Here is a 26,119-nt window from a genome sequence, read left to right on the forward strand (position 1 = left end):
CAGAATTTTTTTCTGATATGAGAAAACTATCATTTTTACTGATTATCATTTCAGGCTTTGCGTTGTCATTCTCTGGTAACGCGCAGATAAACTCGATGGAAACAGCTGATGATGCTGTATTCACATCGGCAGAAGGGAATACCATCTATAAAGATGATATCTTCTTTAGAAAGCGAGTATGGCGCAGAATGGATTTGACAGAGAAAATGAACAGACCGTTTTTCGCTTTTAATAATGAGATCACAAAACTGATCATTGATAAAGCATTAGCTGGTGAGATTGATATCTATGAAAATGATAGTCTTACTACTAAAATGACGGTTGAGCAGTTCACTGAGAACATGAAGCGTGAAGTGTTTACAGCAGCTTTGACTGAAGAAGAAAAAGCTATGGGATTCACTGAAGAAACTAGTGGCGGTGGTGATGACTGGGGTGACTGGGGAACTCCTGCTGACTCTGGTGCTGAAGGTACTGCTGATACTGGTGGTGCTGAACAAGCTTCTGCTGTAGGTGGAGATGATCTTTTCTTCCCTTCTCAGGTAACAATTCTTGAGATAATGGAAGATATGATCTTCGACAGAAAAAGATCTCGTCTTTACTGGACAATTCAATCTATCTCTTTAATTATTCCTGCTAAGGAATTTGAAACAGGGGTATACAGAAGAGTTGGTGCTTTTAAATATGAAGATCTTGTAGAACTTTGGAGAGAAAATCCAGATCAGTCTCTATGGTTTAACCGTCAAAACTCTGCAGAACACAGAAATCTTGCAGATGCATTTAAACTTAGACTTTTTGATGCTCGTATAATCAAGGTTGATAACCCTGAGGATCTACAGTTAGAAGATATTTACTCTGACCGTAAAAGAGCTCTTATCGAGTCTGTAAATATGGAACAAAAACTAATGGAAATGGAACACGACCTTTGGTCATTCTAATCCTTAGGATAGTACATAAAATTAAAGGGCTTCGAAAGAAGCCCTTTTTTTATTTGCTGAAATATGAAATAATTTCTGTTGCCTTACTGTCCCCTACAATTTTTGCTAATTCTTCCTTATCGGCTCCTTTAATATTCTTTACACTTCCAAAGTGCTGTAATAACTTGTCAATACTTTTATCTCCAAGACCTGGGATATCAGATAATGAAGTTTTGATTGTGTTTTTGCTTCTTACTTTCCTGTGAAAAGTGATGGCAAATCTATGAGCTTCATCTCTTAAATGTTGAAGTAGTTTTAATGCAGGAGATTTTTTGCTGATTAATATAGGGTAGCTATCTTCCGGAACATAAATTTCCTCAAGTCTTTTAGCTATTCCGGCTATAGCTACTTTGCCATAAAGATTCATGTCTTTTAAAGCTGATACCGCGCTGCTTAACTGGCCTTTTCCTCCATCTATAAGTACTAGGTCAGGTAACTGCTGTCGTTCTCTCATGAGCCTTGAATACCTTCTTGTGACAACTTCATACATTGAAGCAAAATCATCAGGCCCTTCAACAGTTTTAATATGAAAATGACGATAATCTTTTTTACTTGGCTTTGCATTTTTAAAGCAAACCATTGACGCTACCGGGTTAGTGCCTCCCAGATTTGAGTTGTCAAAACATTCGATATGAAATGGAACTGAATTTAATTGAAGTGCTTCCTTTAATTCAGTAAGCACTGCCATATGTGGCGGAGCTTTTGACTCCACATTCTTAATCCTTTCTTTTTTATAAAGTAGAGCGTTTTTTAATGAAAGGTCTATGAGTTTCTTTTTGTCACCTATTTTCGGTACGATGACAGTAAAATCTGGGATAACATAATCAATTTCAATGTTTGTATATACTTCTTTAGCATTACTTTGATACACATCTCTTATCTCAATAATTGCAGATGCTAAAATCTCACTATCTGACTCCTCGATTTTCTTTTTGATTTCAGTGGTTTTGGTAGCTGTTATTTGCCCTTGATTGATTTTCAGGTAATTTATATAAGCTCTCTTTTCATCTGAAGTAATTGTTATCACATCTACATCATCAAGTTTTGTATTGACAATTGTAGTTCGTGTTTGGAAATCTTCAAGTAACAATAGCTTTTCTTTGTATTCCTGTGCTTTTTCAAATGCCAGATTTGCTGCTGCCTCTTGCATTTGTGATTTAAAAAACTGCTTTGGAATACTTAATTCACCTTTCAGTATGTTTTGAGCTTGCTTGATTTTGGAATTATAGTCTTCTTCCGTTTGTAATCCTTCGCATGGACCCTGGCAATTTCCTATATGATATTCCAGGCATACCTTGAATTTATGTTTCTGTATATTATTTTCAGATAGGTTGTATTTACAGGTTCGTATTTGGAATAGCTTATGAAGAAGTTCAATAATATTCTTCATTGCCCTTACACTGGCATAAGGACCGTAATAAGTACCATAGCCTTTTTCAACTTTTCTTGTGGAATGAATTCTGGGAAACCTTTCATTTGTAACAACTACATGAGGATATGTTTTGTCATCACGAAGAAGGATGTTGTATTTAGGCTGGTGGCTTTTTATAAGATTGTTTTCCAGCAGAAGGGCATCAAATTCAGTGTTTACTATGGTTACTTCAATAGAGATAATTTCGGAAACCATTTTTCGGGTCTTTCTGCTTACCCCGGTGCTTTTATTGAAATAAGAGCTAACTCTTTTTTTTAGGTTTTTGGCTTTACCTATGTATATCAGATGATCTTCTTTATTATAATATTTATAGACCCCCGGTTTGTCCGGGAGTCTTTTTATCTCTTCAGGACTATATCTGAATTCATCCATTTGTTATCATACTAGAAATCCTGAGCATCAGGTATTTCAACATCATCTTCAACTGCTGTACTATCTGCTTCATCATCATTAACAGAAGAACCACAATCTAGATTAATTGTTATCGGTTTTGTTGGTCTTGGGAACGGTCTTTTGTTTACATCAAGACTTTCATCTGCATAAACTTTTTTCATGAATTTATCGAAAATAGGTAGTGCAGTTTTACCTCCCTGACCATAATACCAACTACGGAAGTGGATAACAGGCTCATCACCTCCAACCCATGCTCCTCCGACTATATCTGCAGTTACACCTACAAACCAACCGTCAGATGCATTGTTAGTAGTTCCTGTTTTACCACCAATCTCATTATCAACTCTTACTTCACGGCTCAGGCCTAGAGCTGTACCACCTTGTTCTTCAACACCACCTTTAAGCATGTGAAGCATTACATAAGCAGTTTCTTCACTAAGTGCTTGAACCGATTTAGTTGAAAAATCGTGAATCAAATTTCCATTCTTATCTTCAATTCGCGTGATATATTGTGGCTTATTCCAGAATCCAAGGTTAGCGAAGGTACCGTAGGCACCAATTAGTTCTAATAAGGTTACCTCAGAAACCCCTAAACAAAGTGCTGGCACTGCTTGTATATCACTTTGAATACCCATTTGATGAGCCAGGTTAACTACTCTTTCAGGAGTTACTCTGTCCATAATATTAGCAGTGATACTATTCACAGATCTTGCCATTGCCTGGCGAAGAGTCATATCCTCATTAGTATATTTTCCTTCAGCATTAGCTGGTGTCCATGTCGGAGGATCACCGCCAGGAATATGGAAAGTATACGGTGAGTCCATTACTTCAAAACAAGGTGAAAATCCTTGTTCTATCGCAGCAGTATAAACAAATGGTTTAAAAGTAGAACCTGGCTGACGTTTACTTTGTGCAACGTGATCATACTGGAAGTATTTATAGTCATTTCCACCTACCCAGGCTTTAACAGCACCATTTTTAGGATCAATAGCTACGAAACCAGCTTGAAGCATATGTTTATAGTAGCTTAATGAATCCATTGGACTCATTAATGTATCTTTTTCTCCTTCCCAAGTAAATATTGTAAGAGGAACCTTTGTGTTCATCATTATATCTACTGAATCGTCACCGGCTCCATACTGGTTAACAAAAGCTCGATATTGAGCAGTATTTTTTGCTCTGGTTTCAAGGAAGTCAGGTATTACTCTAAAGTCTGAATCTACCCATGGCTCTCTTCCTCTAAGAGTTTCAATAAACTTTTTCTGAAGTTGAGCCATATGTTCATTAACTGCCTCTTCAGCATATCGCTGCATTTTGGCGTTAATGGTTGTGTATATTTTAAGGCCATCACGGTATAAATCATAACCATTGTCTTTAGCCCATTGTCTCAAATATTGTCTTGCATCTTCCCTAAAATATTGTGCAAGACCAGCATTGTGTGACTGTTCAACAACATCGAGGTTTAAGTCTGTTAGCTTTAGACTATCATATTCTTCTTCTGTAATAAAGCCATATTTCTCCATCTGGCTCATTACTACATTCCTTCTTTCTAATGCTTCTTCTGGATGACGAGTTGGATTATATCTACTTGGGGCATTCAATATCCCTGCAAATAAAGCCGCTTCAGGAATAGTAAGGCTATCAGTTTCCTGGTCAAAATAAAACCTTGCTGCAGTGCGAATACCATAAGTGTTATTAGCGTATTCAATGGTATTCAAGTATAAGGCAAGAATTTCTTCTTTAGTAAAGGTTCTTTCAAGCTTAACAGAGATTATCCATTCTTTAATTTTAGCAATACCTCGTCTTAATGTAGCATTATTTTTAGTTAAAGAGCCCTCATAATCATTAGTTTTAAAAAGGTTTTTTGCTAGCTGTTGGGTTATTGTACTAGCACCTCTATTTCTACCCATAAGTGTATAGAAAGGAATTGAAAGTGTTCCTTTAAGATCAATACCCGCATGGTCTTCAAACCTGATATCCTCAATAGCTTTTAATGCATTAACAAGATTAGGTGATAACTCATCGTAAGTTACAGGCGATCTGTTTTGTAAAAAGTATTTACCTAGAAGCTCTCCGTCTTCAGAATATAATTCTGAAGCAAGGCTATTTTCTTCATATGCATTCTCAAGTGTTGCTAGTTCTGGCATTCCACCAAACCATCCACCCCAATCTTGAAATACTGCGATAAAAAGAATAAGAAGTGATATTATTCCAGCGGCAAATATGATCCATAAAATCTTCACCATCTTCTGAAACAACCCACCGAACCTGTCATTTATGGTCTTTAATTTATTGCTCATTCTAATTCAAGTATTGATTTTTAAAAAAACTGTTATAGCCGGTTAAATCTTTTCGCTTATAAAAAGTGTCAAAGTTACCCTTTGAAATTACGAAATTATAAAATTCTGAGTTGTCATACGCAAGGTCTTGACTAAGTATTGGTAAAAAATTGTTAAAAATCTCCATAGCTTTCTGAAAATCAGCTATGTTTTGAATCATTACCAAAGCAAAATCATTATTAAATGATAACAAATTATATTTAAGTTCATTATCATTTAGTTTCTCAAGGAAGCTGTTTACAGCATTAGTAGTTTCATTAATGTAATTGCCCGAGTTAGGAACAACCATCACCCAATAATGCTCTCCTGATTTATTTGTACTGTATCGAATCTCTGATAAGCTTTCATATTTTTGCTGTTCCTTTTGAACTTCTTCAAGTAATTTCTCAGCAAAAGCTGTTAAATCACTGTCTGGATAATTTCTAATGAAACTTTGCAAACCATATTGATATGAAGCTAATGGTTCAGTTTTACCCTTTATTAGAATTCGTAAGAAAACTGCATTATCTGTAAATTCATTAGGTTGAATTGTTTTTATTGCTGAGAAAATTAAGGAATCAGACTTGCCATATGAGCCATTTTCATACAATGTATATGCTTCCTTATATATTTTCATAAGATCTCGAGCTGCCTGCTCACTCTCCTGTAGATAATTAGGGTTCTTAAGAATTTTTGCATATAAACTATTTGGGTAATCGTTTATAAGCATGTTTTCATATCTGGAAGGATCTTCACCAATAGCTTCAGCAACAACTTTTAATATAAATAATGCCTCAGGTACTGTCTCAGCTTGATTAAAGCGTGAAATAAATTCATTTAATGTTTCATATGAATACCTGTCTTCCTTGAGATCAAAGTGATATATTTTACCAACTTGGAATAAAGACAATTCAATTTCATCTATCAGCTTTTGTTTCTCTTCGTCAGTAGAAGGAATATTAGCCCAGTATGTCTTTGTATTTAATAGAGGGTCGTTTGCATATGGGTCATTTGTTTCCAGATCTTCACCTTCATTATTAGCAACATCATTTGCGTCTTCAAAAGGTTGTTGTCCCGGTGTATCCACAGCAAGTCTGATTTTATTAGATCTTCTCCAATTATCTTCTAATTTCCGATCTCCCCATATAGCCTTAAACTCATTTATACCTCTCGCAATAGCTGATGGCTCATCAAAATACCATCCTGGAGAAGACCTTTCTTGCTGAGCTGAATTCAAATTATTAAAGTTTGTTTTACCTGCTCTTGCTAATGCCTGTTCCCTTCTTTTTTCTTCTTTCTCCTTTTTTTCTATCTCAGCATCAATTTCTTGCTTGCGGATAGCCATTTGTTTTTCAATAATTGCATTAACCGAGGCACTATCCATTGCTGCCAAAGCAAGTAATGAGTCATTTCTCTCAACAGTTTCAATATGACCAACAAATGTATTCAGGATTTCCTGACGCTGTTTCAGGCTTTCAAAGTCTGGTTCTGATTGTGGATAAAACTGAACTGTACTATCATAATAATTTTTAGCAAGCCTGTAATTACGTTGATCGTTGTAATAAATCTCAGCTAATCTTCTATAAGAAGCTGCTTTTATCACAGGACGTGCACCTTCTTGTCTAACCGATTCCTTAAAGTATTTTATTGCATTATCTTCTTCACCAAGTTTATAGGCAAAAGCTCCCATTTCATGATAGATCTTATCCTTATATTCCTTGTTTTTCCTATCCTTTAGAAGCTTGTCAAAGTATTTTTTTATTTTTTTTGTGTCAGATTCTTTAGCGAGATCATACACTTGAGCCATATTTAACCTCGAATAAAAGAACAGCTCATAGTTCGGGTTATTTTTTACACATTTATTGTAGTTTTCGTATGCAAGAGCATCAAATCCAAGGTCTTGATATACTTGGCCCAGAATGAAAAAATACCGTGCTCTCTTTTTATGATTACTTTCAAGTTCAACTGCCGGTTCAAGGTTGGCAATAACTTTTTCCCAATCAGTTTGAAGTTGATAAAAATATGCTTTTGCTAAGTGAAAGTTTTTTTGATTCTCCTTATTAAGCTCTTCCTTTTCAAGGAAGTCAATAACAGCTATTGTATTGTTTCTTTCCCCACGGAAAATAAACGTATACATTAGTCCAATAAGAGCTTCATGTCTGGTGTTGTCGTCTTCACCCTTAACATTCACATATTTATAGGTGTTTATAGCTTCTTCGAATTCACCTCTGTAATAACGAGCAGCTCCAACAGCAACATATGCATTATCATTCCAGTTTGAACCTTCATGGCGTTGAATAGATATTGAGGCCTTTTTTATGACATCTTCTAACTGGTCATCATAAACATTAGTTTGGGCTGTGTCGAGAGGGGGGTAAATATAAAGTACCTTTTCAAAGTTATCTTCAAACTGACCTCTTCGGTCTTCTTCGATTGCTTTGAGGTGTTCACGTGCAATCCAGTAGGCATTATATTTTGCATTAGTATCATGCCATGCCATACTTACCGGGTTACTTTTATTTACGGCACATGAAACTGAGATCAACAATAAAAATAAAAATATTAAGTTTTTAATAAATTGCATTTGATGCAGATAAATCGATTTATGTAGTAAACGTAAGAAAAGAAGGCGTAATTATACATTAATCAGGTATATTTTCGTAAATAAATATATAATTTTGCGGTGCATTAAAACAAAAACGCATTGAAAAGCAGAAAGACACTTTCTAACTGGTTGACTAACAGGTATCTGTTAATTATACGAAATGAAGAAAATTTCGCAGAAAAAACAACTGTGAGTTTTAATTATGCAAAACTTATAGTTGTTGGATTTGGATTATTTATAGTAATAACTGCTTTGTCATTTTTTCTTGTCACAACTGTTTTATCACAGTGGTTTGATCCACGTCATGCACAACAGCAGGTTAAAAGTCAAATGGTCGAATTCGACTTGAAACTTGATAGTATTGAGCAGGAGATGAACAAAAAGGATCTTTTGATATCAAGATTTCAAAAATTGTTAGCTGGAGATACACTTGAAACCCAGACTGAACTTAGTGAAAGATCATCTACAGATAAAAGTGAAAAGAAAGATCGCGATTTAGATGAGACTGAAATGGCATCAATTGACAGTGCTTTCAGGAAAAAATTCTCGTCGGTAAATAATGCTATTTTAACTTCAATGGTTGACGATGGTGAAGGAAGTGAATTACAGGAGATTGTTTTTTTCCCTCCTTTAAAGGGATTGGTTTCTTCAAAGTACAACCCAATAGATAACCATTATGGCATAGATGTCGTAGCTGTAAGTAATGACCCTGTAAAATGTGTGGCAGATGGAACGGTTATCTTTTCTGATTGGTCACAAGATGGAGGGTATACGGTTGCAGTACAACATGTTGGAAACTTAATTTCTGTTTATAAGCATAATTCAGCATTACTAAAGCAAACTGGTAATTTCATTCGTGGTGGAGACGTTATTGCATTAGTTGGAAATTCAGGGGAACTAACTGATGGACCACATCTTCATTTTGAATTATGGTATAATGGAAATAGTGTTAACCCTGAAGAATTTGTATCATTTTAAGCATACTATATAATGTTAAGAAAAGACGAAAAGAGAGACGCTGACAAAGCGACAACAGCCCACAACATCATTGGTAAAGGGACAACGTTAACAGGAGACCTTGAGACATTTGGAAATCTTGGTATTGAAGGGAAAGTAGTTGGAAATATTAAGACAAAGTCAAAAATAGCTGTTGGTCAATCTTCTTTAGTTGATGGTAATATCACAGCTCAGAATGCGGAAATCGCAGGTGAGGTGAAGGGAAGAATTGAAGTTAACGAAGTGCTTGTGTTAAAGCCATCGGCAGTTATTCATGGTGATATAATTACTAATAAACTCGTTGTAGAATCTGGCGCCAAATTCAACGGTGGTTGTAAAATGGGCGTTTCAATGGGAGAAATAAAGATTGGAGAAGCCACAAGACAAAACGGAACAGTATCAGGAAAAGAAAAAGCCCCAACAACCTGATAATTCTTATTTAAAATATAGTCAGCTAGCCCTTCAAATGGTAGTAATCATTGGATTGCTAACAGCTGCGGGGCATTGGGCTGATAAAAAGTTTGGGTTTGATACTCCCTGGTTAACCTTAACAGGTGCCATGCTTGGGACAGTAGGAGTATTAATTCAGCTTTATAATCAAATCAAGAATAATTGATCCTGATCAAATGCGAAATTACCTTATAGGATTAGCCGGAATATCGGTGGTTAGTATAGTTATGCTTTTTGTTATGAGCATCTTATACCCGCAGACCGGGCTTAATCTAAGTCAGAGCTATCTTGTTATATTCTTTGCATTTATAACCTTTTCTATTCATTCATTAATAGTAAAACTTGGTGATGAGAAACAAGTTGGGTTGATATTTATTGGCGGAGTAGTGGTGAAATTAATTTTTACAATTATGCTGATGTTGATAATAAAATTTCTCGATCCGGCCCATTTTGCAAACAAATTAGCCCTGCTTTCGGTGTTATACTTACTATATACACTGTATGAGGTAACCAGTCTGATCAAAGTATTAAACAAATAATTGACAAAAAAGTGAACAAAAATCTAATCAATTATTTTTTATTGATTCGATAATATCTACCTTTGCAGTCAAATTTAGAGTCCTTGAACTAAAACGATAGATGCAACGTACAAAAAGCCTCCTTTTTATCCTGAAATCGATAGCATTATCGATCGTTATTTCAATGATGTTTATCTCACCGCTTAGTGCGACTGCTTCAGAGCAGGCCTCAGGAGAGGGAGAGAGTTTTAATCCAGGAACGATGATCATGCACCACATCCAGGATGATTACATCTGGCACTTTGCTGATGGTCATTATGGTACCCTTTATTTACCGGTAATCCTTTATTCTGAGGATAGAGGTTTAGAGGTGTTCTCATCTTCTAATTTTTACAATGAAGATCATGAGGTTGTTCCATACAATGGTTATGAAATTCATCATGGTAAAATTCATAGAACTGAAGGTCACACTAAGGTTTGGGATTTTTCTATAACCAAGAACGTAGCTTTCTTATTCCTTACAATGTTAGTAATGATATTAGTCTTTACAGCAGTAGCAAGAGGATATAAGAAGCGTCCGGGTAAATCTCCTAAAGGTATTCAGTCATTATTTGAGCCAATTATCATTTTCGTAAGAGATGAGATTGTAAAGATGGCTATTGGAGAAAAGAAGTATGAGAAGTATTTGCCTTATATGCTTACCTTATTCTTCTTTATCTGGTTTGGTAACTTATTAGGTTTATTACCAGGTGCTGCAAACCTTACTGGTAACATTGCAGTGACAATGACTCTAGCATTTGGTACATTCTTATTGACTACCTTTAGTGGTAACAAACATTACTGGGGTCACATTTTCAATACTCCTGGAGTGCCTTGGTGGTTAAAGTTCCCATTACCAATTATGCCAGTGGTAGAATTCATTGGAATTTTTACAAAGCCGATTTCATTATTAATACGTTTGTTCGTGGCAATTACTGCAGGACACATTGTAATTCTTAGTATTATCGGTCTTACATTTATATTTCAAAGTGCATCTGTAGGTATCGGGGCAACAATTCTGACAATCTTCATTAACTTGATAGAGTTGTTGGTTGCAACGATCCAGGCATATGTATTCACATTATTCTCTTCAATGTACATCGGTATGGCAGTAGAAGAGCATGATGATCATCATTAATAAAGAATTTTAATTAGTTTTAACAATAAACGCTTAACATCATGTTGTTACAAATTTTAGCGGAGAACCTTGGTTTATTAGGTGCAGCTTTAGGTGCTGGACTAGTTGCGGTTGGCGCTGGTGTCGGTATCGGTAAAATTGGTAGTTCTGCAATGGAAGCTATGGCTCGTCAGCCAGAAGCTGCAGGTAAAGTTCAGACTGCTATGCTTATTATCGCTGCTCTTATCGAGGTAGTATCTCTTTTCGGTGTGGTTGTATGTTTCATCATCGCTACAGCTTAAAAGAATTATGGGTTGCGGGTTTGCCGCAACCCCATTTTATTGTTATACAGTAACCCTTAAGCGGAAAAAGAAATGGAATTATTATTACCGGGTGTTGGATTGATATTCTGGCAAGCATTAGGCTTCATTATCCTTTTGATTTTCTTAGGAAAATTTGCCTGGGGCCCGATATTAAACGCTCTTAAAATCAGAGAACAGTCAATTGACCAAGCATTAGAAGCTGCAGAAAAAGCCAGAGAAGATATGGCAAAATTGCAAGCTGAAAATAACAAGTTATTAGACGAAGCTAGATTAGAGCGAGATAAGATTTTAAAAGAAGCGAAAGAAGCTTCGGCGAAAATGCTTGATAAAGCTAAGGAAGATGCTTCCAAAACTACTGAAAAGATGATCGCTGATGCTAAAGCTTCAATCGATGCTGAGAAAAAATCTGCATTGAAAGAAGTTAAAAATCAAGTAGCTGAGCTTTCATTAGAGATAGCTGAAAAAGTTATTAAAAATCAACTTTCCGACGACAAGAAACAAAAGGATCTTGTTGAGGAGTATGTTAAAGACATCAACCTTAATTAATACAAATTATGTCAGAAATTCGGGTTGCATCGGTATATGCGAAGTCACTTCTTGAATTAGCACAAGAAAAGGGTGTACTTGAGGAAGTGAAGAAAGATATGGATATGCTTGACGAATTGTGTAAAGGCAGTCGTGAGTTTACTATGTTCTTGAAAAATCCGATTATTACAGAAGATAAAAAAGCGCAGGTTATTTCTAAACTCTTTAAGGGTAAAGTTTCTGACCTGACTTTAAGATTTTTCGAACTGCTTTCTAAAAAGGATCGTGAAGAATTTATGATTCTAATTCCTGAGCAGTTTAATCAGCGTTACAATGAAATTAAAGGTATTGTTGATGTTTCTGTAGTATCTGCAGTGGAAGTTGATTCAACATTAATGAAAGAGTTTGAATCATTGAGCAGAAAGTTCTCTGATAAAACTCCAAACATTTCTACCAAAGTTGATCCATCATTAATCGGTGGTTTTATCCTTACTATCGGAGACAAAAGATTGGATCAATCTGTTAAGGGTAAATTAAATAAAATAAAACAAGCAATTACGAAATAAAGGCACTGACCTTAATTATAAACTTTAATTAAAAGAAAATGGCGGACGTAAGACCTGACGAAGTTTCAGCAATACTGAGGGAAGAGCTCTCAGGAGTAAGATCTGAAGCCGAACTTCAAGAAGTAGGTACAGTATTAACTATTGGTGACGGTGTTGCCCGTATATACGGTTTGACTAAAGCTCAGTCTGGAGAATTATTAGAATTCGATAACGGAACTAAAGCGATGGTATTGAACCTTGAAGAGGACAATGTCGGTGCTGTAATCCTTGGAGATGCTGAAGGTATCAAAGAAGGAGACTCAGTAAAGCGTACTGGTAAAATTTCATCAATCAAAGTTGGTGAGGGAATGCTTGGACGTGTTGTTAACATGTTAGGTAATCCGATCGACGGTAAAGGTGCAATCGAAGGTGAAACTTTCGAAATGCCACTAGAGCGTAAAGCTCCAGGTGTAATTTATCGTCAGCCGGTAAATGAGCCACTTCAAACTGGTATCAAGTCAATCGATGCGATGATTCCAATCGGTAGAGGTCAGCGTGAGTTGATTATCGGTGACCGTCAGACTGGTAAAACTGCCGTTGCGATTGATACTATTATAAATCAAAAAGAATTTTATGACAGAGGAGAGCCTGTTTACTGTATCTATTGTGCAGTTGGACAGAAAGCTTCTACTGTTGCACAGGTGGTAGCTGCCCTTGAAAAAGCTGGCGCAATGGATTACACTGTTGTTGTATCTGCTGCTGCTTCTGATTCAGCTCCAGAGCAATTCTATGCTCCATTTGCTGCTGCTGCTATCGGTGAATACTTCAGAGATACTGGTCGTCCTGCACTTGTTGTTTATGATGACTTGTCTAAGCAGGCTGTTGCTTACCGTGAGGTATCTCTACTTCTTAGAAGACCTCCGGGACGTGAAGCATACCCTGGTGACGTATTCTATCTTCACTCAAGATTACTTGAAAGAGCTGCGAAAGTTATTAACAATGACGAAATCGCTGCTAATATGAACGACCTTCCTCCTTCATTAGTAGGTAAAGTTAAAGGTGGTGGTTCATTAACGGCTCTTCCAATTATCGAAACTCAAGCTGGTGACGTTTCTGCTTATATCCCGACAAACGTAATTTCGATTACTGATGGTCAGATCTTCCTAGAAACTAACCTATTCTTATCTGGTATCAGACCTGCAATTAACGTTGGTATCTCTGTATCTCGTGTAGGAGGTTCTGCTCAGATTAAGTCTATGAAAAAAGTAGCAGGTACGCTTAAGCTTGATCAGGCTCAGTTCCGTGAACTTGAAGCATTTGCTAAGTTTGGTTCTGACCTTGATGCTGCAACTAAATTAACAATTGACAGAGGTAGAAGAAACCAAGAGATTCTTAAGCAGCCTCAATTTTCTCCACAGTCAGTTGAAGAGCAAGTAGCTATTATTTATGCTTCAACTAAAGGTAAACTTGATAAAGTACCTTTAGATAGAGTTAAGGAATTCGAGTACGAATATCTTGACCTACTTAAAGCTCAACACAGCAATGTACTTGAAAGCCTTAAAGCTGGAAAATTTGATGACGAGATTACCTCAACATTAGGTACTGTTGCTGAAAATTTAGCTAAAAAATATTCTAATTAATAAACATTAAACAGGCAACATAACGTTGCCTGTTAACCTGCTTAACAAGCTTTAACGAATGGCGAATTTAAAGGAAATAAAAAGCAGAATTAATTCGGTAGTTTCAACCCAGCAGATCACCAAAGCGATGAAAATGGTGTCGGCTGCTAAACTTCGAAGAGCACAAGATAGCATCATCCAGATGAGACCTTATGCTGATAAGCTTTCTGCAATTTTAGGAAAGGTTTCATCAGGTCTTTCAGAGGATAGTGATGTATCTAGTCCTTATGCTGAAGAGAGAGTGGTTGAAAACGTTTTGCTTATCGTTATAAGTTCGGATAAAGGTTTATGTGGATCTTTTAACACTAATGTTATAAGAACAGCTTCAAATCATATTGAAGAGAACTATTCCGAGCAATTAAAACAGGGTAAAGTGACTATTTTACCAATTGGTAAAAGAGCAAATGATCACTTTCGCAAGCGTGGTTTTAATGTTGAATCTCAATTTGCAGAGATTTTCCTGGATCTTAGCTTTGCTGCAGTAAGAGATGCTGCAGAATTCGCCATGAAAGGATTCGTTGATGGAAAATATGATAAAGTTGAGATAGCTTATAATGAATTCAAAAATGTTGCTACTCAAGTATTAAGAGTTGAGCAATTACTTCCTTTGGTTCCATCCGAGAAAAAGGAAGATGAAGAAATGAGCAATATCGAATATATATTCGAACCTGATGAATCATATATTATCACTGAGCTTATTCCTAAGAGCCTTAAGATTCAGCTTTACAAGGCTGTTCTTGAGTCAAATGCTTCTGAGCATGGTGCTCGTATGACTGCAATGGATAAGGCAACTGATAATGCAGGAGAGTTGTTGAAAGACTTGAGATTAACTTATAACAGATCTCGTCAGGCAGCAATTACTACTGAAATCCTTGAGATCGTTTCAGGTGCTGAAGCCCTAGGAAAGTAATTTCTTACTAAGATAAATTTTAAAAGCCTGTTCAGTTTGGACAGGCTTTTTTTTGTTATTTTATATTAGTGAATCTAAAAGAGACATATCGCTTAATTCAAGCTTTAAGCCTGGACATCACTTCTGGTGCATGGTGTTGCCTTATGGCGATATCTACAGTGCTTGATATTGAAGTTAAATGGCACGAGCAATTTCTGCTAACTTCAGCAGTCTGGTTAATATATACCATAGATCATTTGCTTGATGCTCATAAGATTGATGCACATGCAATAGCCTTGAGACATTCCATTCATCAGCAGTTCAAAATACCGATAATTACTTTTGCCATACTGATTATAATATGTTCATTATATTGTATAACCCTGCTTGATGATGATATTCTTAAAGGTGGCCTTTGGTTATGTGGGTTGGTTCTATTGTATTTTGGTATCGTTCATTTTATAAAAGGAAGGTATTTTATAATAAAAGAATTTGCAGCAGCTTTAGTTTATTCTACCGGAATCGTATTAATTCCATGGGTTAGAATTGAAGAATATCACTTTTACCTTTTACTCTTTCATATTCAGATATTTCTTCTTGCCTATTGCAATATCTTAATTCTTGCCTGGTTTGATGCCAGAAAGGACAATTACCAAAATCAAAATTCTGTAATTCTAACTAAAGGGCTAAAGCTTACAGTAAGAGTTACTAATGTTTTATTAGGAATATTTTTCGTCCTTAATGTTGTTATTTTATTCTTTGTAAAGCCTGGTCTTACTGGGTTTAGTTTATTTCAAATCGTATTTCTTCTAATGGGGCTTACCTTATCATGGATTTTTACCTATCCAAATGACTTCAGAAAGAATGAAATTTATAGAACTATTGGCGATTTGATATTTCTTTATCCATTTTTAGTAATATGGATAAAGTAAGACCATCCTATAATAGAATTTCATCGTTTTACGATTATCTGGGAGACCTGGTGTTTAAAGGTGAAATCATGCAATCACAAATTGATGTATTAAATAAATATTATGGTAAGAATATTTTAATTCTAGGAGCTGGATCTGGCAGGGCATTAAATTATATAAAAATACATCCTGATTCAAAAATTACTCTTGTTGATATAAGTGAAGGCATGAAAAATGAATTTATGAAACAGGAAGTAAGCAGTAATTCTAATGTTCAATTTCAACTTGAGGATGTCTTTCATTTTAATCACGGAGGCAAATACTCTCTTATCATTTTCCCCTTTTTTCTTGATCAATTTTCAGAAGAATTTATTTCTGATTATCTATCTAGATTAAGTAATGACCCCTTAATTAGTAAATCTGATATTTGCATAATCGATTTTAACATACCCCGGACCTTTAGGCAAAAAGTTATCGAAAAGTTGATGATTTCATTTTTCAAGTTGACAACGGGGTTGAAGCAAACTTCCATTCCGGACATATTTGATGCAGGTGACTTTGTTTTCAAAAACAGGTCAAAAAGCATAGAATATTATTATAACAGGTTTATTAAAACAGTTATATATACTTCTGCACAATAATTTCTTTTGTTACCAATTGTTTTCTTCGTAAATTTTGTAGGTCAACCAACTTATAAAAATGAAAATTTTAAAATATTCATTAGTCCTAATATTACCTGTTTTGGTAGTTCTGAGTTTTTATCAAAAGGGAATATCCACTTATTTTCCAATAATTTATGCTTTTGGGATCATCCCTTTATTGGAATTAATTTTTAAACCTGACCCAACAAATATATCCTCAGTTGAAGAGGAGTTGAGGAAAAAGGATCTGAGATATGACTTAGTTGTATACCTTATGGTTCCAGTTCAATATTTTGTACTATTTATGTTTCTTTTCAATTTTACCAGACTAGACCTGGTATTATATGAGAAAATAGGAATGGTACTTGGGATGGGTATGATGTGTGGTGTGATTGGAATTAATGTGGCTCATGAGTTAGGACATAGAAAAAAGGATTATGAGAAAGTAATGGCCAGAATGCTATTGCTCACTTCGTTGTACATGCATTTTTATATTGAGCACAATCGTGGACATCATAAGAATGTTTCAACTCCCGAAGACCCGGCAAGTGCGCGATATAATGAAACAGTATATGGTTTTTATTTTAGATCAATTTATAATTCATATATGTCAGCCTGGAAAATTGCCAATGACCAGCAACGTAAAAATAGGAGCGCTGTTTTTTCTCTTAAGAATGAAATGCTTCAATATCAGTTAATTCAGATATTATTTTCAATTGGTGTATATTTTCTTTTTGGTATTGAAGGGCTATTGGCATTTTTAGGGGCAGCATTAATTGGTATTTTGTTATTAGAAACAGTAAACTATATTGAGCATTATGGTTTGCAACGTAAACAAGTATCTGAAGGCAGGTATGAACGAGTTTTGCCATTGCATAGCTGGAATTCTGACCATGTTGTAGGTCGCTTGATGCTTTTTGAATTAAGCAGACATTCTGATCATCATTATATAGCTTCACGTCCATATCAAATATTAATGCACCATGATAATTCTCCGCAAATGCCAACTGGTTACCCAGGGATGATGATAATGGCATTATTTCCTCCAATATGGTTTAAAATAATGAATAAAAAGGCAGATGATATTCGAAACCTTGTAAGTGTAGCCTGACACTATTATTATTACATAAGTTCATGTTTAAAAATTGATATGTCAAGGCAAATTTTATTGTTTTTCATTATTCTTCTATGTGTCTCTTGTTCATCAGAAAGTACTGATTTAAAATCAGGGCAGTTTTCATGGTCTGATCCTGAAATTGTGGATTTATACTATGCATCACAATCCAGAGATATAGATAAAATCAAGAAATATCTTTCCGGTAATAATTTGAATACAGTATTGCATTCCCTAAACATAATTTCCAGTATTCCTTCTGAAGAATTTAATGATGTATTAATTAAGCTATTAGAGTCAGATAATTTTCAGGTTAAAAAGGATGCTATCTATGCTTGCGGACAAATTAGATCACCTGAGCTATTAGAAGAATTGATAAAATTAAGTGGAGAAATAAAAGATGAACAACTGAAAAGAGAATTGCTTACAGCTATAGGGAAGTTTGCTGGAAAGGAGCCGATTTCATTTTTGTCTGATTATAAACCCACATCAGAATTAGAGTTTGAAGGACATGCAAAGGGTCTGTTTCATTGTTTGTTAAATAATAATCTGACAAGCGGTGCCGTAAGAATAATGGTAGCTTATGTTGGAAATAAAGCTTTATCCATCAATACAAGGCGATATGCTGCCGGTTTTTTGGGGCGCTTACCTGCAGGGTTTGATTTAAATAGTTTTGCTGGTGAGTTGAGAGAGGCTTTTAGTGTCTCTGATGATATTGAAGTTAAGCAACATCTCCTCATAGCTTTCGGCCATTGTAACAGAGATGTCAAAGTGCTAAATATACTCAAAGAAATATCTTCTTCGGTTGATGAAGATTTTCGATTTCGGGTTTTGGCCGTACAATCATTAAAGTATTTCCCCTATATTGAGGGTAGGGATGCAATATTTAAAGCGGCAAAATCTGAAAACATCAAAGTTGCTAGCGAAGCAGGAAACTACCTTCTTAACCTCGGAAATTCTAATGATGCTGTAAAGTATCTAAGTTTAGGAGCCGAACAAAATAACCTTTATTCATCAGCCAAATTGCTAGAGGCTGCCTGCAAATTTGGAGATAAAGCTATTTTAGATAAAGTAATGCCATTTACTAAAAAATCATTTTTAAATAACTCAGATCCATACAGTAAAGCAGTACTAATACCACTTTTAGCATTTGATGAGAAAGGGAATGAATTCCTATCCGATTTGGCAAAGAATGGAGAACATGCTGTAATTAGAACTACAGCATTCAATAAATTGAAAGATCGTTTATTAGCTGATTATAAGGAAGATAAATCATCAACAGGAACTTATTACAAATTATTTGCTCAGCTTCTATTTTCAAATGATACGGTAATTTCTAAGCAAACTTCAGGGTTATTTATGAGTAATGATCTTGGGCTTTCAGAATCAATCGATGAAAGTGTAAAAGCAAGAATAGATACTACTAACTATCTTAAAAGCTTTAAATTCTTTTTATCAACTGGTAAAAAACCGGATAATGCAGAACTTTATACAACATCTGCATTCGACGTGAGTGAGTTGGCTGCTTATCCAGATACTATTAGTGCAAGAATTGTTACTGATCAAGGAGTTATAGACCTTGATCTTTACCCACTAGAAGCTCCAATTACAGTTTTAAACTTTATTAGTTTAACCAGGTCTGGGTATTTAGTCAATAACCATTTTCATAGAGTTGAGAATAATTTTGTTATTCAGGATGGCTGTGCAAGAGGCGATGGCTACGGACATCCTTCATATAAAATTATATCCGAATTTAACTCTTTAGGTTTTGACAAAGGAGTATTGGCAATGGCTAGTTCAGGAAGAGATACAGAAAGTAGCCAGTGGTTTATCACTCATAGGTTTTCCCCTCATCTGGATGGAAATTATACTGTCTTTGGTCAAGTTAAAAATGGAATGGAGAATGTTTTTAACATTCAGGTCGGGTCACAGGTTATCGATATAGAATTTGAAAATACTAATACTGGTCAATGAAGAAAATCATTAAATTATTTATGTGGATCCTTTCTGCGGGAGCAATCCTTTATGTTTTTGCATTAGGGTATATTTATTTTGATCAGGAACGATTTTTATTCCATCCTGTCAAACTAAATGAAGACTATATATATCAATTTGATGGAGAGTTTGAAGAAGTTGAAATTCCTGTAGCCAATGATATTTATCTAAATGGATTATGGTTTCGAGCAGAAAATTCTAAGGGACTGGTAATTTTTTTTCACGGCAATGCTGGAGCGATAGATAAATGGGGACAATATTCAACATTTTATCTTCAAAATGGCTATGACTTCTTTGTTTATGATTATCGCGGGTATGGAAAAAGCGAAGGAGAAATTGAAAACACTAATCATCTGCTTATTGATGCTCTTGTAGTATATGATAGTATTACCGATGTTACCAATGTTAGTAATCCGATAATTTCCGGGTATTCCTTAGGTTCGGGTATAGCTAGTTATGTAGCTTCTGAACGAGATGTTAAGGCATTAATGTTATTTGCTCCGTATTATTCTTTAAGAAAGACTGCTATAGATGCTATGCCCTTTTTTCCGGGCAATATAATGCGCTACAATATTGAAACGGCTAATTACATGAGAGAGATTAATTGTCCGGTATATATTTTTCATGGATTAAATGATAGATTAATTCTTCCTGATCAATCTTTACAATTAACAGAAATACCAGGTACAAGAGTCAAAAGATTCACGTATAATGATGTGGCCCATGATGTATTTGGCAACTCTTTAGTAGAAAAGGATGTACAAAGCGTTCTCAGTAATATTGACTAAATATAAAGCAGCTCTTTAATCTCTTTTCCTTCCTTTTCAATGATATTTTTAAGAATCATTGAGGCATGAACCCGGCTATTTTCGATAAACCATTTATTGGTTTTTAATCCACCACAAATTACTCCTGCCAGATAAATGTTATTGACATTTGTTTCCATTGTATTTTCATCATAAGCCGGTGTCTTATTATCATCATTACCAATTTGGACACCTGTTTCTATCAGGAATGAAAAATCAGGTTGATAGCCAGTCATTGCTAATACATAGTCATTATCAATTGTGATCTTCTGCTGATTTTCTGATTGTATTTCAACAGTATGTTCAGATATTGAAGTTATTTCACTATTGAAGTAAGCTTTAATTGAACCTTCTTTAATCCTGTTTTCTATATCAGGTTTTACCCAATATTTAACCGAAGGGCTAATTTCACTTTCACGGATAACCATAGTTACTTTGGCTCCTTTTCTATAGGTTTCGAGTGCAACATCTACGGCGCTATTTGCAGCACCTACTACTATTATTTCCTGTTTATAATAAGGGTGTGGCTCATCATAATAATGTTTTACCTTGGAAAGCTCTTCTCCTGGGACATTTAACATATAAGGCAAATCATAAAACCCTGTAGCGATGATAATGTATTTAGCTTCGTAACTTCCTTTAGAAGTAGAAATTATATATTTATTAGAGGATTCATTTATAGATTTTACAGACTCATAGAGCTTGGTGTTTAGGTCAAAATATTGGGCAACTCGTCGGTAGTATTCAAGTGCTTCAGCTCTGGTAGGTTTATTTCCATGGCTTACAAAAGGAATATTACCAATTTCAAGTCTATCGCTTGTTGAAAAGAATGTCATGTTATACGGATAATGGTAGATGCTATTTACGAGACAACCTTTGTCAATTACTGTGTGTGAAAGTCCATTATTTTTTGCCTCTATTGCACATGCCATTCCGATTGGTCCGGCTCCGATAATTGCTACATCGTATGATTCAGTTACCATTAGTCTGTTTTTTCAATTTCATAAATTGATTTACCAATTTATTAACGAGAGTAAAAAGATAGTGTTTTATTAATAAATAGACATTTTCACTTATTATTATTTTATATTTTGCCACCATAGCAAAACAAAAAAGGCTTATCAGGTTACCGATAAGCCTTTTAATTAATATAAATATTTTTTAATTAGAATACTCAAAAGTTCCATACTCTGAGTGCACAGTTACTTTTGCTGAATCATTTTCTTCTACATGACCAATAATCTGAGCATCAATATTAAATGATTTACTTATTTTAATAATTTCTTCTGCAGTTTCTCCATCTGTATAGATTTCCATCCTGTGACCCATATTGAAAACCTTGTACATTTCTTTCCAATCAGTTTTACTTTGTTCCTGAATCAACTTAAATAAAGGAGGTATTTCAAACATCTTGTTTTTAATGACATGAACATTATTTATGAAATGCAATACTTTAGTTTGGGCTCCTCCTGAACAATGGACCATACCATCAATTTTGTCTCTGAAGGATTTTAATATTTCAATTATTACCGGAGCATAGGTTCTTGTTGGGGCTAGAACTAATTTACCAGCATCAACAGTTACGCCATCAACTTTATCATTAAGCTTCATCCTTCCGCTGTATACCAGATCAGATGGAACCGAAGGATCGAAACTTTCAGGGTATTTTTGAGCCAGGTAATTAGCAAATACATCATGTCTAGCCGATGTCAGACCATTACTTCCCATGCCGCCATTATATTCATTTTCATAGGTTGCCTGACCATAACTGGCTAAACCAACGACTACATTTCCAGGTTTGATATTTTTATTATCAATAACATCCGATCGCTTCATTCGGGCTGTTACCGTACTGTCAACAATAATAGTTCTTACAAGGTCACCTACATCAGCAGTTTCTCCACCAGTAGACCTGATTTCAAGCCCATTATCACGAAGCATCTGCAGAACTTCTTCAGTTCCATTAATTATTTCAGCAATGACTTCGCCGGGAATAAGGTTTTTATTTCTTCCAATTGTTGAAGACAATAAAATTGGACCTGTTGCACCGACACAAAGCAGATCGTCGGTATTCATAATTACAGCATCTTGTGCAATTCCTTTCCAAACAGAGATATCACCGGTTTCTTTCCAGTATAAATATGCGAGCGAAGACTTCGTTCCTGCACCATCTGCATGCATTACTGTACACCATTCATCATCTCCTCCCAGATAGTCAGGGATGATCTTACAAAACGCTTTAGGGAACAGTCCTTTGTCAATGTTCTCGATTGCTTTATGTACATCTTCTTTTGATGCGGATACACCGCGCTGCATATATCTGTCTTGCATGGTATTGTAAATTTTTACAAAAATAAGAAAGCCTCTTATAAAAGAGGCTTTCAAATCAAAATAACTTATGAATTAATAAAGGCCATCACCATCACCGTCGTCTTTATATAGGCTGTCACCATCATCAACCTTTTTCTTTTCCTCAACTTTCTTTTCTCCTTCTTTTGGTTGTTGCCCTTCTTCTTGCTGCTGTTGTTGTTCAAGCAGGAGTTGCTGTCTGCGTTCCTGCTCTTTTTTAATTCTTTCTTCTTCAGCTTTTCTTTCTTCTTCTTCTATTCGTTGTCTGATCATTTGCTCCCTGGCTTGAACAGCCTCCAGATTATATCCCGTAACTCTAAATTCAGTACGCCTGTTTTCCTGGTGTTTATCTTCAGAACATTCCACACCATTAGCACATTCATTTTTAAGCTGTGTTTCACCATACCCTATAGGAATTAATCGGTTTTCATCAATTCCCTGGCTAATGATATAGTCTACGGCACTCTGAGCCCTTCTTTGACTCAAGTCCAGGTTATAAGCATCTGCTGCACGACTATCGGTATGTGAGCTTAACTCAATACTTATATCAGGATTATCTCTAAGTATGGTTACCAGTTTATCCAATTCTCTTGCTGCGTCAGGCCTGATGTCAGCTTTATCAAGGTCGTAATAAATGTTTTCAAGCTCAAATACTGTTTTGGTATTGACTTGAAGTAGGGTTAAGCTGGTATCCAGATTGACAACGGTTCGATATTTTTCCAGCTGAGACTTATCGACACCTTTATCATTTGTAGAATATCTTAATCTTGTTGTAAAGTATTCAGGTTTTTCACCAACAATTAAGTAGTTAGACTCAGGGGTGACTTTCATCTTAAACTTACCATCACCATCAGTAAAGAATCGCTCAAGAAGCTTACCGGTTTCGTTAAATACCTGTACCCTTGTATTTTCTAACGGTTCAATTTTACCCTGGTCATTACTTAGAGTTTGAACAGTTAAGAAGTAATCTACTACTTTATATTCCGGATCATTGTTTACGAATACATAAATATCATCGTCACCAACACCTGATGGTCTGTTTGAAGAAAAAAGACCTCCTAACGGATATGTATAAGTAATTGCAAAGTCATCATAAGCAGAGTTAATTCCTTCACCTAAATTTTCAACTTCAATAACTCCATCATTTCTTGTTGCCCTGAATAAATCTAGTCCACCAAACCCTGGTAGCCCGTCAGAAGAGAAATATAAAGTTCCGTTTTCATGAACATATGGGAACATCTCATTTCCTGGTGAGTTTATTTCGGCACCCAAATTTTTTATTGCCCTAAAATTTCCATAGGCATCCATTTGTGCAGAATAAAGGTCAACACCACCGTATCCACCAGGTCTGTTAGAAGCAAAATATAATGTACGACCATTAGCACTAAACACAGGGCTGCTGGTCCAGTATCCTCTTTCATTGATCTTCATCATACGAGGTTCAGACCAGGACTCAGTTCTTTTATTATAGCGTGTAATAAAAAGATTAACCTCTTCACGTCCCTTTTTCTTACCGGTATTTCCTTTAGCATAGATAATTGTAGTCCCATCATCATTAATGGCAATAGTCCCATCGTTTACATTTGGGTCGTTGATATTTGGAACCTCTTCTATATTATTGTAATCAATACCACGGTCTGTGAAAGGAGCTTTATAAATATTACTAAAGCCTTGTCCTGTGGCCTTATAAACTTTATTACTACTTCGTGTACTTGTGAAATACACGTATCCATCGTGATAAAATGGCGCATAATCAGCTCCGGAAGTATTTAGCTCTCTTACCGGAACGACCTCGTAATAACTTTTTTTCTCCTTGATTTCTCTTATTTTTTCAAGGTTTTTTATCTCAGTATTTGCGTAGGTAGTAAAGTAATCAGGGGTTATTGAGTCAGTCTGATTAATAAAAGACTTTAACTGATTCTCGGCTAGATCATATTTTTGGTTATCCAATAATGCCAATCCATAATAAAACTCTGCTGTATCATTTTTTATACCTTGATCAAGAGCCTTTTTATAATATGGTTCAGACTGCTTTAGCCTGTTACTTAATCGGTATGATTCAGCAATTCTAAAGTTAGCTTCTGCAGGTAATACATTTTTTTTGGCATACTTTTCATAAATGGGTATGGCCTCTTCATAAAAGCCCCTTTTATAAAGCTTTGTTGCATTTTTATGTAGGTCTTTTGCTCTTTGTCCTACCACTGTGTAAGGCAGGCAAAATAAAGATATCAATGTGAAAATGAATAGCCTGTTGATCATAACCTTAAATCAATTATTTTAAACAGTTGAAGGCAACCATTTATTTAACCATGAATCTTTAATACTAATAACGAATGCCTCATCAAAATCTTTTTTGGAAGTCACCGCTGTATTAAAAATTTTAGTAGTTGGTTGTAATGATCCTTCTGAAACTGATTTTTTTATTTCGCCGATCGTTTTAGAATTAATCAAATCATTATTATCTAAATATAACACTTTTGTTCTATCAAAGAAGTTAATATTAAGCTTATTGCCTAATTCTTTGATGAAATTTACCGAAGAATCGATGGAACATCCTGAAGCGCCATGAACATCTTCATTAACCGCAATTACTATAAATCTGTTAAAGGCAAAATCTCCAGCTGCTGACAATGCTTTTCCGTGAGCAGCCCACTGATCTAGAAATGTATATAAGACAGGTCTTAACTCTTCCTGCTCGTCATCTGTTAAATTTCTGTCTGCCTGATAAACCCATAACCTTGAATGGTCGGGAAGTTCATTAAAAGATACTACCATAATTTATTCCTTTTATAGAATAACGAAAAATTAAATTCAAATGTTAAATACAGTTGTAAATAAGCAAAAATTAGTCCAATGCAACATCAAAATACTTTTTGAAAGGGATTAATTTTTCCAAGACGCTGATTGTTTTATTTTTAATATCATCACTAGTCAGATCTTTATCATCTAAGGTTGTAGATGCAACAAAGCTTTTGTACTTCAGAAGCTCTATTTGAGGATTTTCTTTGTCATATCCTTTTGGTGGATTTTTTAGTCTTTCCCCTTCCATTTGACCAAATGTATTTTTGAAATCCGGATTATTAATGATTTTTTTTAATTCATCTCCATTATAATCAATTTCTTGTCTGATAGCCTGTAACCTTTGAGGTTCTGGCAACCATATTCCTCCACCAACCATGGAGTTTCCTGGCTTTATACTAATATAGAACCCAGGTTGATGTACCGCTTTACCTTCCTCAGAAAAAGCAGCAGCAAAATTAGTTTTGTATGGAGTTTTATCTTTAGAAAACCTTATGTCCCGGTTAATTCTGAATACGCACTTTTTTGGGTCGACAATTTGTTGAAGTGAAGGATCTTTTTCGGCTAATCCTGTAATAACTTCAGTTATAAATTGGATAAATTCTTGTCTTGCTTCTTTATATCGAGATCTGTTTTCTTCAAACCAGTCTTTATTATTGTTGTTTTCAAGGTCAGATAGAAAACGTAGTGTCTTTTTCATA

At 35.2% G+C, this 26,119-nt stretch carries 24 protein-coding genes; 16 read left to right on the forward strand and 8 right to left on the reverse strand.

Going from position 1 to position 26,119, the window contains the following annotated elements; genetic code table 11:
* The first annotated feature begins 17 nt into the window (after positions 1-17).
* Positions 18-935 (forward strand): type IX secretion system ring subunit PorN/GldN, encoded by a 918-nt coding sequence (gene porN / locus HH304_RS01980; protein WP_169677764.1) that lies wholly within the window; start codon positions 18-20, stop codon positions 933-935.
* A gap of 49 nt (positions 936-984) precedes the next feature.
* On the opposite strand, the gene uvrC is transcribed toward porN, so the two are convergent.
* From uvrC to porW, 3 genes are read right to left on the reverse strand one after another with little or no spacing between them, the layout of a single operon-like run.
* Entirely contained in the window at positions 985-2,778 is a 1,794-nt protein-coding gene (gene uvrC / locus HH304_RS01985) for an excinuclease ABC subunit UvrC (protein ID WP_169677765.1), read from the reverse strand.
* A gap of 11 nt (positions 2,779-2,789) precedes the next feature.
* Complete coding sequence (locus HH304_RS01990) at positions 2,790-5,099, reverse strand: penicillin-binding protein 1A (RefSeq protein WP_169677766.1); 2,310 nt, start codon at positions 5,097-5,099, stop codon at positions 2,790-2,792.
* Position 5,100: 1 nt separating this feature from the next.
* Entirely contained in the window at positions 5,101-7,701 is a 2,601-nt protein-coding gene (gene porW / locus HH304_RS01995; RefSeq protein WP_169677767.1) for a type IX secretion system periplasmic lipoprotein PorW/SprE, read from the reverse strand.
* A 120-nt stretch (positions 7,702-7,821) separates the two neighbouring features.
* Between porW and HH304_RS02000 the strand changes: the two genes are divergently transcribed.
* From HH304_RS02000 to HH304_RS02070, 15 genes are all read left to right on the forward strand, one after another.
* On the forward strand, positions 7,822-8,700 hold the full coding sequence (locus HH304_RS02000) for a M23 family metallopeptidase (RefSeq protein WP_271711466.1): 879 nt from the start codon (positions 7,822-7,824) through the stop codon (positions 8,698-8,700).
* A gap of 12 nt (positions 8,701-8,712) precedes the next feature.
* Positions 8,713-9,147: a bactofilin family protein gene (locus tag HH304_RS02005; RefSeq protein ID WP_169677768.1), complete on the forward strand. Its 435-nt coding sequence runs from the start codon at positions 8,713-8,715 to the stop codon at positions 9,145-9,147.
* A 37-nt stretch (positions 9,148-9,184) separates the two neighbouring features.
* Positions 9,185-9,334 (forward strand): AtpZ/AtpI family protein, encoded by a 150-nt coding sequence (locus HH304_RS21430; RefSeq protein ID WP_169677769.1) that lies wholly within the window; start codon positions 9,185-9,187, stop codon positions 9,332-9,334.
* Positions 9,335-9,344: 10 nt separating this feature from the next.
* The gene (locus HH304_RS02015) at positions 9,345-9,707 is read left to right on the forward strand and encodes a hypothetical protein (protein ID WP_169677770.1); all 363 of its coding nucleotides are present in this window, start codon (positions 9,345-9,347) and stop codon (positions 9,705-9,707) included.
* A gap of 100 nt (positions 9,708-9,807) precedes the next feature.
* On the forward strand, positions 9,808-10,863 hold the full coding sequence (gene atpB / locus HH304_RS02020) for a F0F1 ATP synthase subunit A (protein ID WP_169677771.1): 1,056 nt from the start codon (positions 9,808-9,810) through the stop codon (positions 10,861-10,863).
* A gap of 41 nt (positions 10,864-10,904) precedes the next feature.
* Positions 10,905-11,144 carry an ATP synthase F0 subunit C gene (gene atpE, locus HH304_RS02025; protein WP_137089406.1) on the forward strand — a complete coding sequence of 80 codons (240 nt, stop codon included), beginning with the start codon at positions 10,905-10,907 and terminating at the stop codon, positions 11,142-11,144.
* Between the two features lie 72 nt (positions 11,145-11,216).
* Positions 11,217-11,711 carry a F0F1 ATP synthase subunit B gene (locus tag HH304_RS02030; RefSeq protein ID WP_169677772.1) on the forward strand — a complete coding sequence of 165 codons (495 nt, stop codon included), beginning with the start codon at positions 11,217-11,219 and terminating at the stop codon, positions 11,709-11,711.
* An 8-nt stretch (positions 11,712-11,719) separates the two neighbouring features.
* The gene (gene atpH, locus HH304_RS02035; RefSeq protein WP_169677773.1) at positions 11,720-12,256 is read left to right on the forward strand and encodes an ATP synthase F1 subunit delta; all 537 of its coding nucleotides are present in this window, start codon (positions 11,720-11,722) and stop codon (positions 12,254-12,256) included.
* Positions 12,257-12,294: 38 nt separating this feature from the next.
* Positions 12,295-13,875: a F0F1 ATP synthase subunit alpha gene (atpA, locus tag HH304_RS02040; RefSeq protein WP_169677774.1), complete on the forward strand. Its 1,581-nt coding sequence runs from the start codon at positions 12,295-12,297 to the stop codon at positions 13,873-13,875.
* A gap of 58 nt (positions 13,876-13,933) precedes the next feature.
* Positions 13,934-14,824, forward strand: a complete 891-nt coding sequence (gene atpG / locus HH304_RS02045) for an ATP synthase F1 subunit gamma (RefSeq protein ID WP_169677775.1) — start codon at positions 13,934-13,936, stop codon at positions 14,822-14,824.
* A gap of 68 nt (positions 14,825-14,892) precedes the next feature.
* Positions 14,893-15,735, forward strand: a complete 843-nt coding sequence (locus tag HH304_RS02050; protein ID WP_169677776.1) for a hypothetical protein — start codon at positions 14,893-14,895, stop codon at positions 15,733-15,735.
* The gene (locus HH304_RS02055) at positions 15,723-16,355 is read left to right on the forward strand and encodes a methyltransferase domain-containing protein (RefSeq protein WP_169677777.1); all 633 of its coding nucleotides are present in this window, start codon (positions 15,723-15,725) and stop codon (positions 16,353-16,355) included. Before HH304_RS02050 ends, HH304_RS02055 begins: the two co-directional genes overlap by 13 nt.
* Positions 16,356-16,413: 58 nt before the next feature.
* Positions 16,414-17,466: an alkane 1-monooxygenase gene (locus tag HH304_RS02060; RefSeq protein WP_169677778.1), complete on the forward strand. Its 1,053-nt coding sequence runs from the start codon at positions 16,414-16,416 to the stop codon at positions 17,464-17,466.
* Positions 17,467-17,505: 39 nt separating this feature from the next.
* The gene (locus HH304_RS02065) at positions 17,506-19,443 is read left to right on the forward strand and encodes a peptidylprolyl isomerase (RefSeq protein WP_169677779.1); all 1,938 of its coding nucleotides are present in this window, start codon (positions 17,506-17,508) and stop codon (positions 19,441-19,443) included.
* Positions 19,440-20,252, forward strand: coding sequence for an alpha/beta hydrolase (locus tag HH304_RS02070; RefSeq protein WP_169677780.1), 813 nt, complete (start codon positions 19,440-19,442; stop codon positions 20,250-20,252). Before HH304_RS02065 ends, HH304_RS02070 begins: the two co-directional genes overlap by 4 nt.
* Here the strand turns inward: HH304_RS02070 and HH304_RS02075 are convergent.
* The 5 genes from HH304_RS02075 to HH304_RS02095 all read right to left on the reverse strand — a co-directional run bounded on the left by HH304_RS02075 (position 20,249) and on the right by HH304_RS02095 (position 26,118).
* Entirely contained in the window at positions 20,249-21,253 is a 1,005-nt protein-coding gene (locus HH304_RS02075) for a YpdA family putative bacillithiol disulfide reductase (RefSeq protein ID WP_169677781.1), read from the reverse strand. The two genes, HH304_RS02070 and HH304_RS02075, sit on opposite strands and share 4 nt — an antisense overlap.
* A 178-nt stretch (positions 21,254-21,431) precedes the next feature.
* Positions 21,432-22,601 carry an AIR synthase related protein gene (locus HH304_RS02080; protein WP_169677782.1) on the reverse strand — a complete coding sequence of 390 codons (1,170 nt, stop codon included), beginning with the start codon at positions 22,599-22,601 and terminating at the stop codon, positions 21,432-21,434.
* Positions 22,602-22,673: 72 nt separating this feature from the next.
* On the reverse strand, positions 22,674-24,878 hold the full coding sequence (locus HH304_RS02085; RefSeq protein WP_169677783.1) for an OmpA family protein: 2,205 nt from the start codon (positions 24,876-24,878) through the stop codon (positions 22,674-22,676).
* A gap of 18 nt (positions 24,879-24,896) precedes the next feature.
* Positions 24,897-25,394: a hypothetical protein gene (locus tag HH304_RS02090; RefSeq protein ID WP_169677784.1), complete on the reverse strand. Its 498-nt coding sequence runs from the start codon at positions 25,392-25,394 to the stop codon at positions 24,897-24,899.
* Between the two features lie 70 nt (positions 25,395-25,464).
* Complete coding sequence (locus HH304_RS02095) at positions 25,465-26,118, reverse strand: DUF2461 domain-containing protein (protein WP_169677785.1); 654 nt, start codon at positions 26,116-26,118, stop codon at positions 25,465-25,467.
* Position 26,119 lies beyond the last annotated feature (1 nt).

Origin of the sequence: Marinigracilibium pacificum, assembly GCF_012926615.1 — a bacterium.
Lineage (GTDB): Bacteria > Bacteroidota > Bacteroidia > Cytophagales > Cyclobacteriaceae > Mangrovivirga > Mangrovivirga pacifica.

Coding starts and splice junctions, on each gene's coding strand:
- porN (WP_169677764.1), top strand. CDS start 18: ATGAGAAAACTATCATTTTTACTGATTATCATTTCAGGCTTTGCGTTG.
- uvrC (WP_169677765.1), bottom strand. CDS start 2,778: ATGGATGAATTCAGATATAGTCCTGAAGAGATAAAAAGACTCCCGGAC.
- HH304_RS01990 (WP_169677766.1), bottom strand. CDS start 5,099: ATGAGCAATAAATTAAAGACCATAAATGACAGGTTCGGTGGGTTGTTT.
- porW (WP_169677767.1), bottom strand. CDS start 7,701: ATGCAATTTATTAAAAACTTAATATTTTTATTTTTATTGTTGATCTCA.
- HH304_RS02005 (WP_169677768.1), top strand. CDS start 8,713: ATGTTAAGAAAAGACGAAAAGAGAGACGCTGACAAAGCGACAACAGCC.
- HH304_RS21430 (WP_169677769.1), top strand. CDS start 9,185: ATGGTAGTAATCATTGGATTGCTAACAGCTGCGGGGCATTGGGCTGAT.
- HH304_RS02015 (WP_169677770.1), top strand. CDS start 9,345: ATGCGAAATTACCTTATAGGATTAGCCGGAATATCGGTGGTTAGTATA.
- atpB (WP_169677771.1), top strand. CDS start 9,808: ATGCAACGTACAAAAAGCCTCCTTTTTATCCTGAAATCGATAGCATTA.
- atpE (WP_137089406.1), top strand. CDS start 10,905: ATGTTGTTACAAATTTTAGCGGAGAACCTTGGTTTATTAGGTGCAGCT.
- HH304_RS02030 (WP_169677772.1), top strand. CDS start 11,217: ATGGAATTATTATTACCGGGTGTTGGATTGATATTCTGGCAAGCATTA.
- atpH (WP_169677773.1), top strand. CDS start 11,720: ATGTCAGAAATTCGGGTTGCATCGGTATATGCGAAGTCACTTCTTGAA.
- atpA (WP_169677774.1), top strand. CDS start 12,295: ATGGCGGACGTAAGACCTGACGAAGTTTCAGCAATACTGAGGGAAGAG.
- atpG (WP_169677775.1), top strand. CDS start 13,934: ATGGCGAATTTAAAGGAAATAAAAAGCAGAATTAATTCGGTAGTTTCA.
- HH304_RS02055 (WP_169677777.1), top strand. CDS start 15,723: ATGGATAAAGTAAGACCATCCTATAATAGAATTTCATCGTTTTACGAT.
- HH304_RS02060 (WP_169677778.1), top strand. CDS start 16,414: ATGAAAATTTTAAAATATTCATTAGTCCTAATATTACCTGTTTTGGTA.
- HH304_RS02065 (WP_169677779.1), top strand. CDS start 17,506: ATGTCAAGGCAAATTTTATTGTTTTTCATTATTCTTCTATGTGTCTCT.
- HH304_RS02070 (WP_169677780.1), top strand. CDS start 19,440: ATGAAGAAAATCATTAAATTATTTATGTGGATCCTTTCTGCGGGAGCA.
- HH304_RS02075 (WP_169677781.1), bottom strand. CDS start 21,253: ATGGTAACTGAATCATACGATGTAGCAATTATCGGAGCCGGACCAATC.
- HH304_RS02080 (WP_169677782.1), bottom strand. CDS start 22,601: ATGCAAGACAGATATATGCAGCGCGGTGTATCCGCATCAAAAGAAGAT.
- HH304_RS02085 (WP_169677783.1), bottom strand. CDS start 24,878: ATGATCAACAGGCTATTCATTTTCACATTGATATCTTTATTTTGCCTG.
- HH304_RS02090 (WP_169677784.1), bottom strand. CDS start 25,394: ATGGTAGTATCTTTTAATGAACTTCCCGACCATTCAAGGTTATGGGTT.
- HH304_RS02095 (WP_169677785.1), bottom strand. CDS start 26,118: ATGAAAAAGACACTACGTTTTCTATCTGACCTTGAAAACAACAATAAT.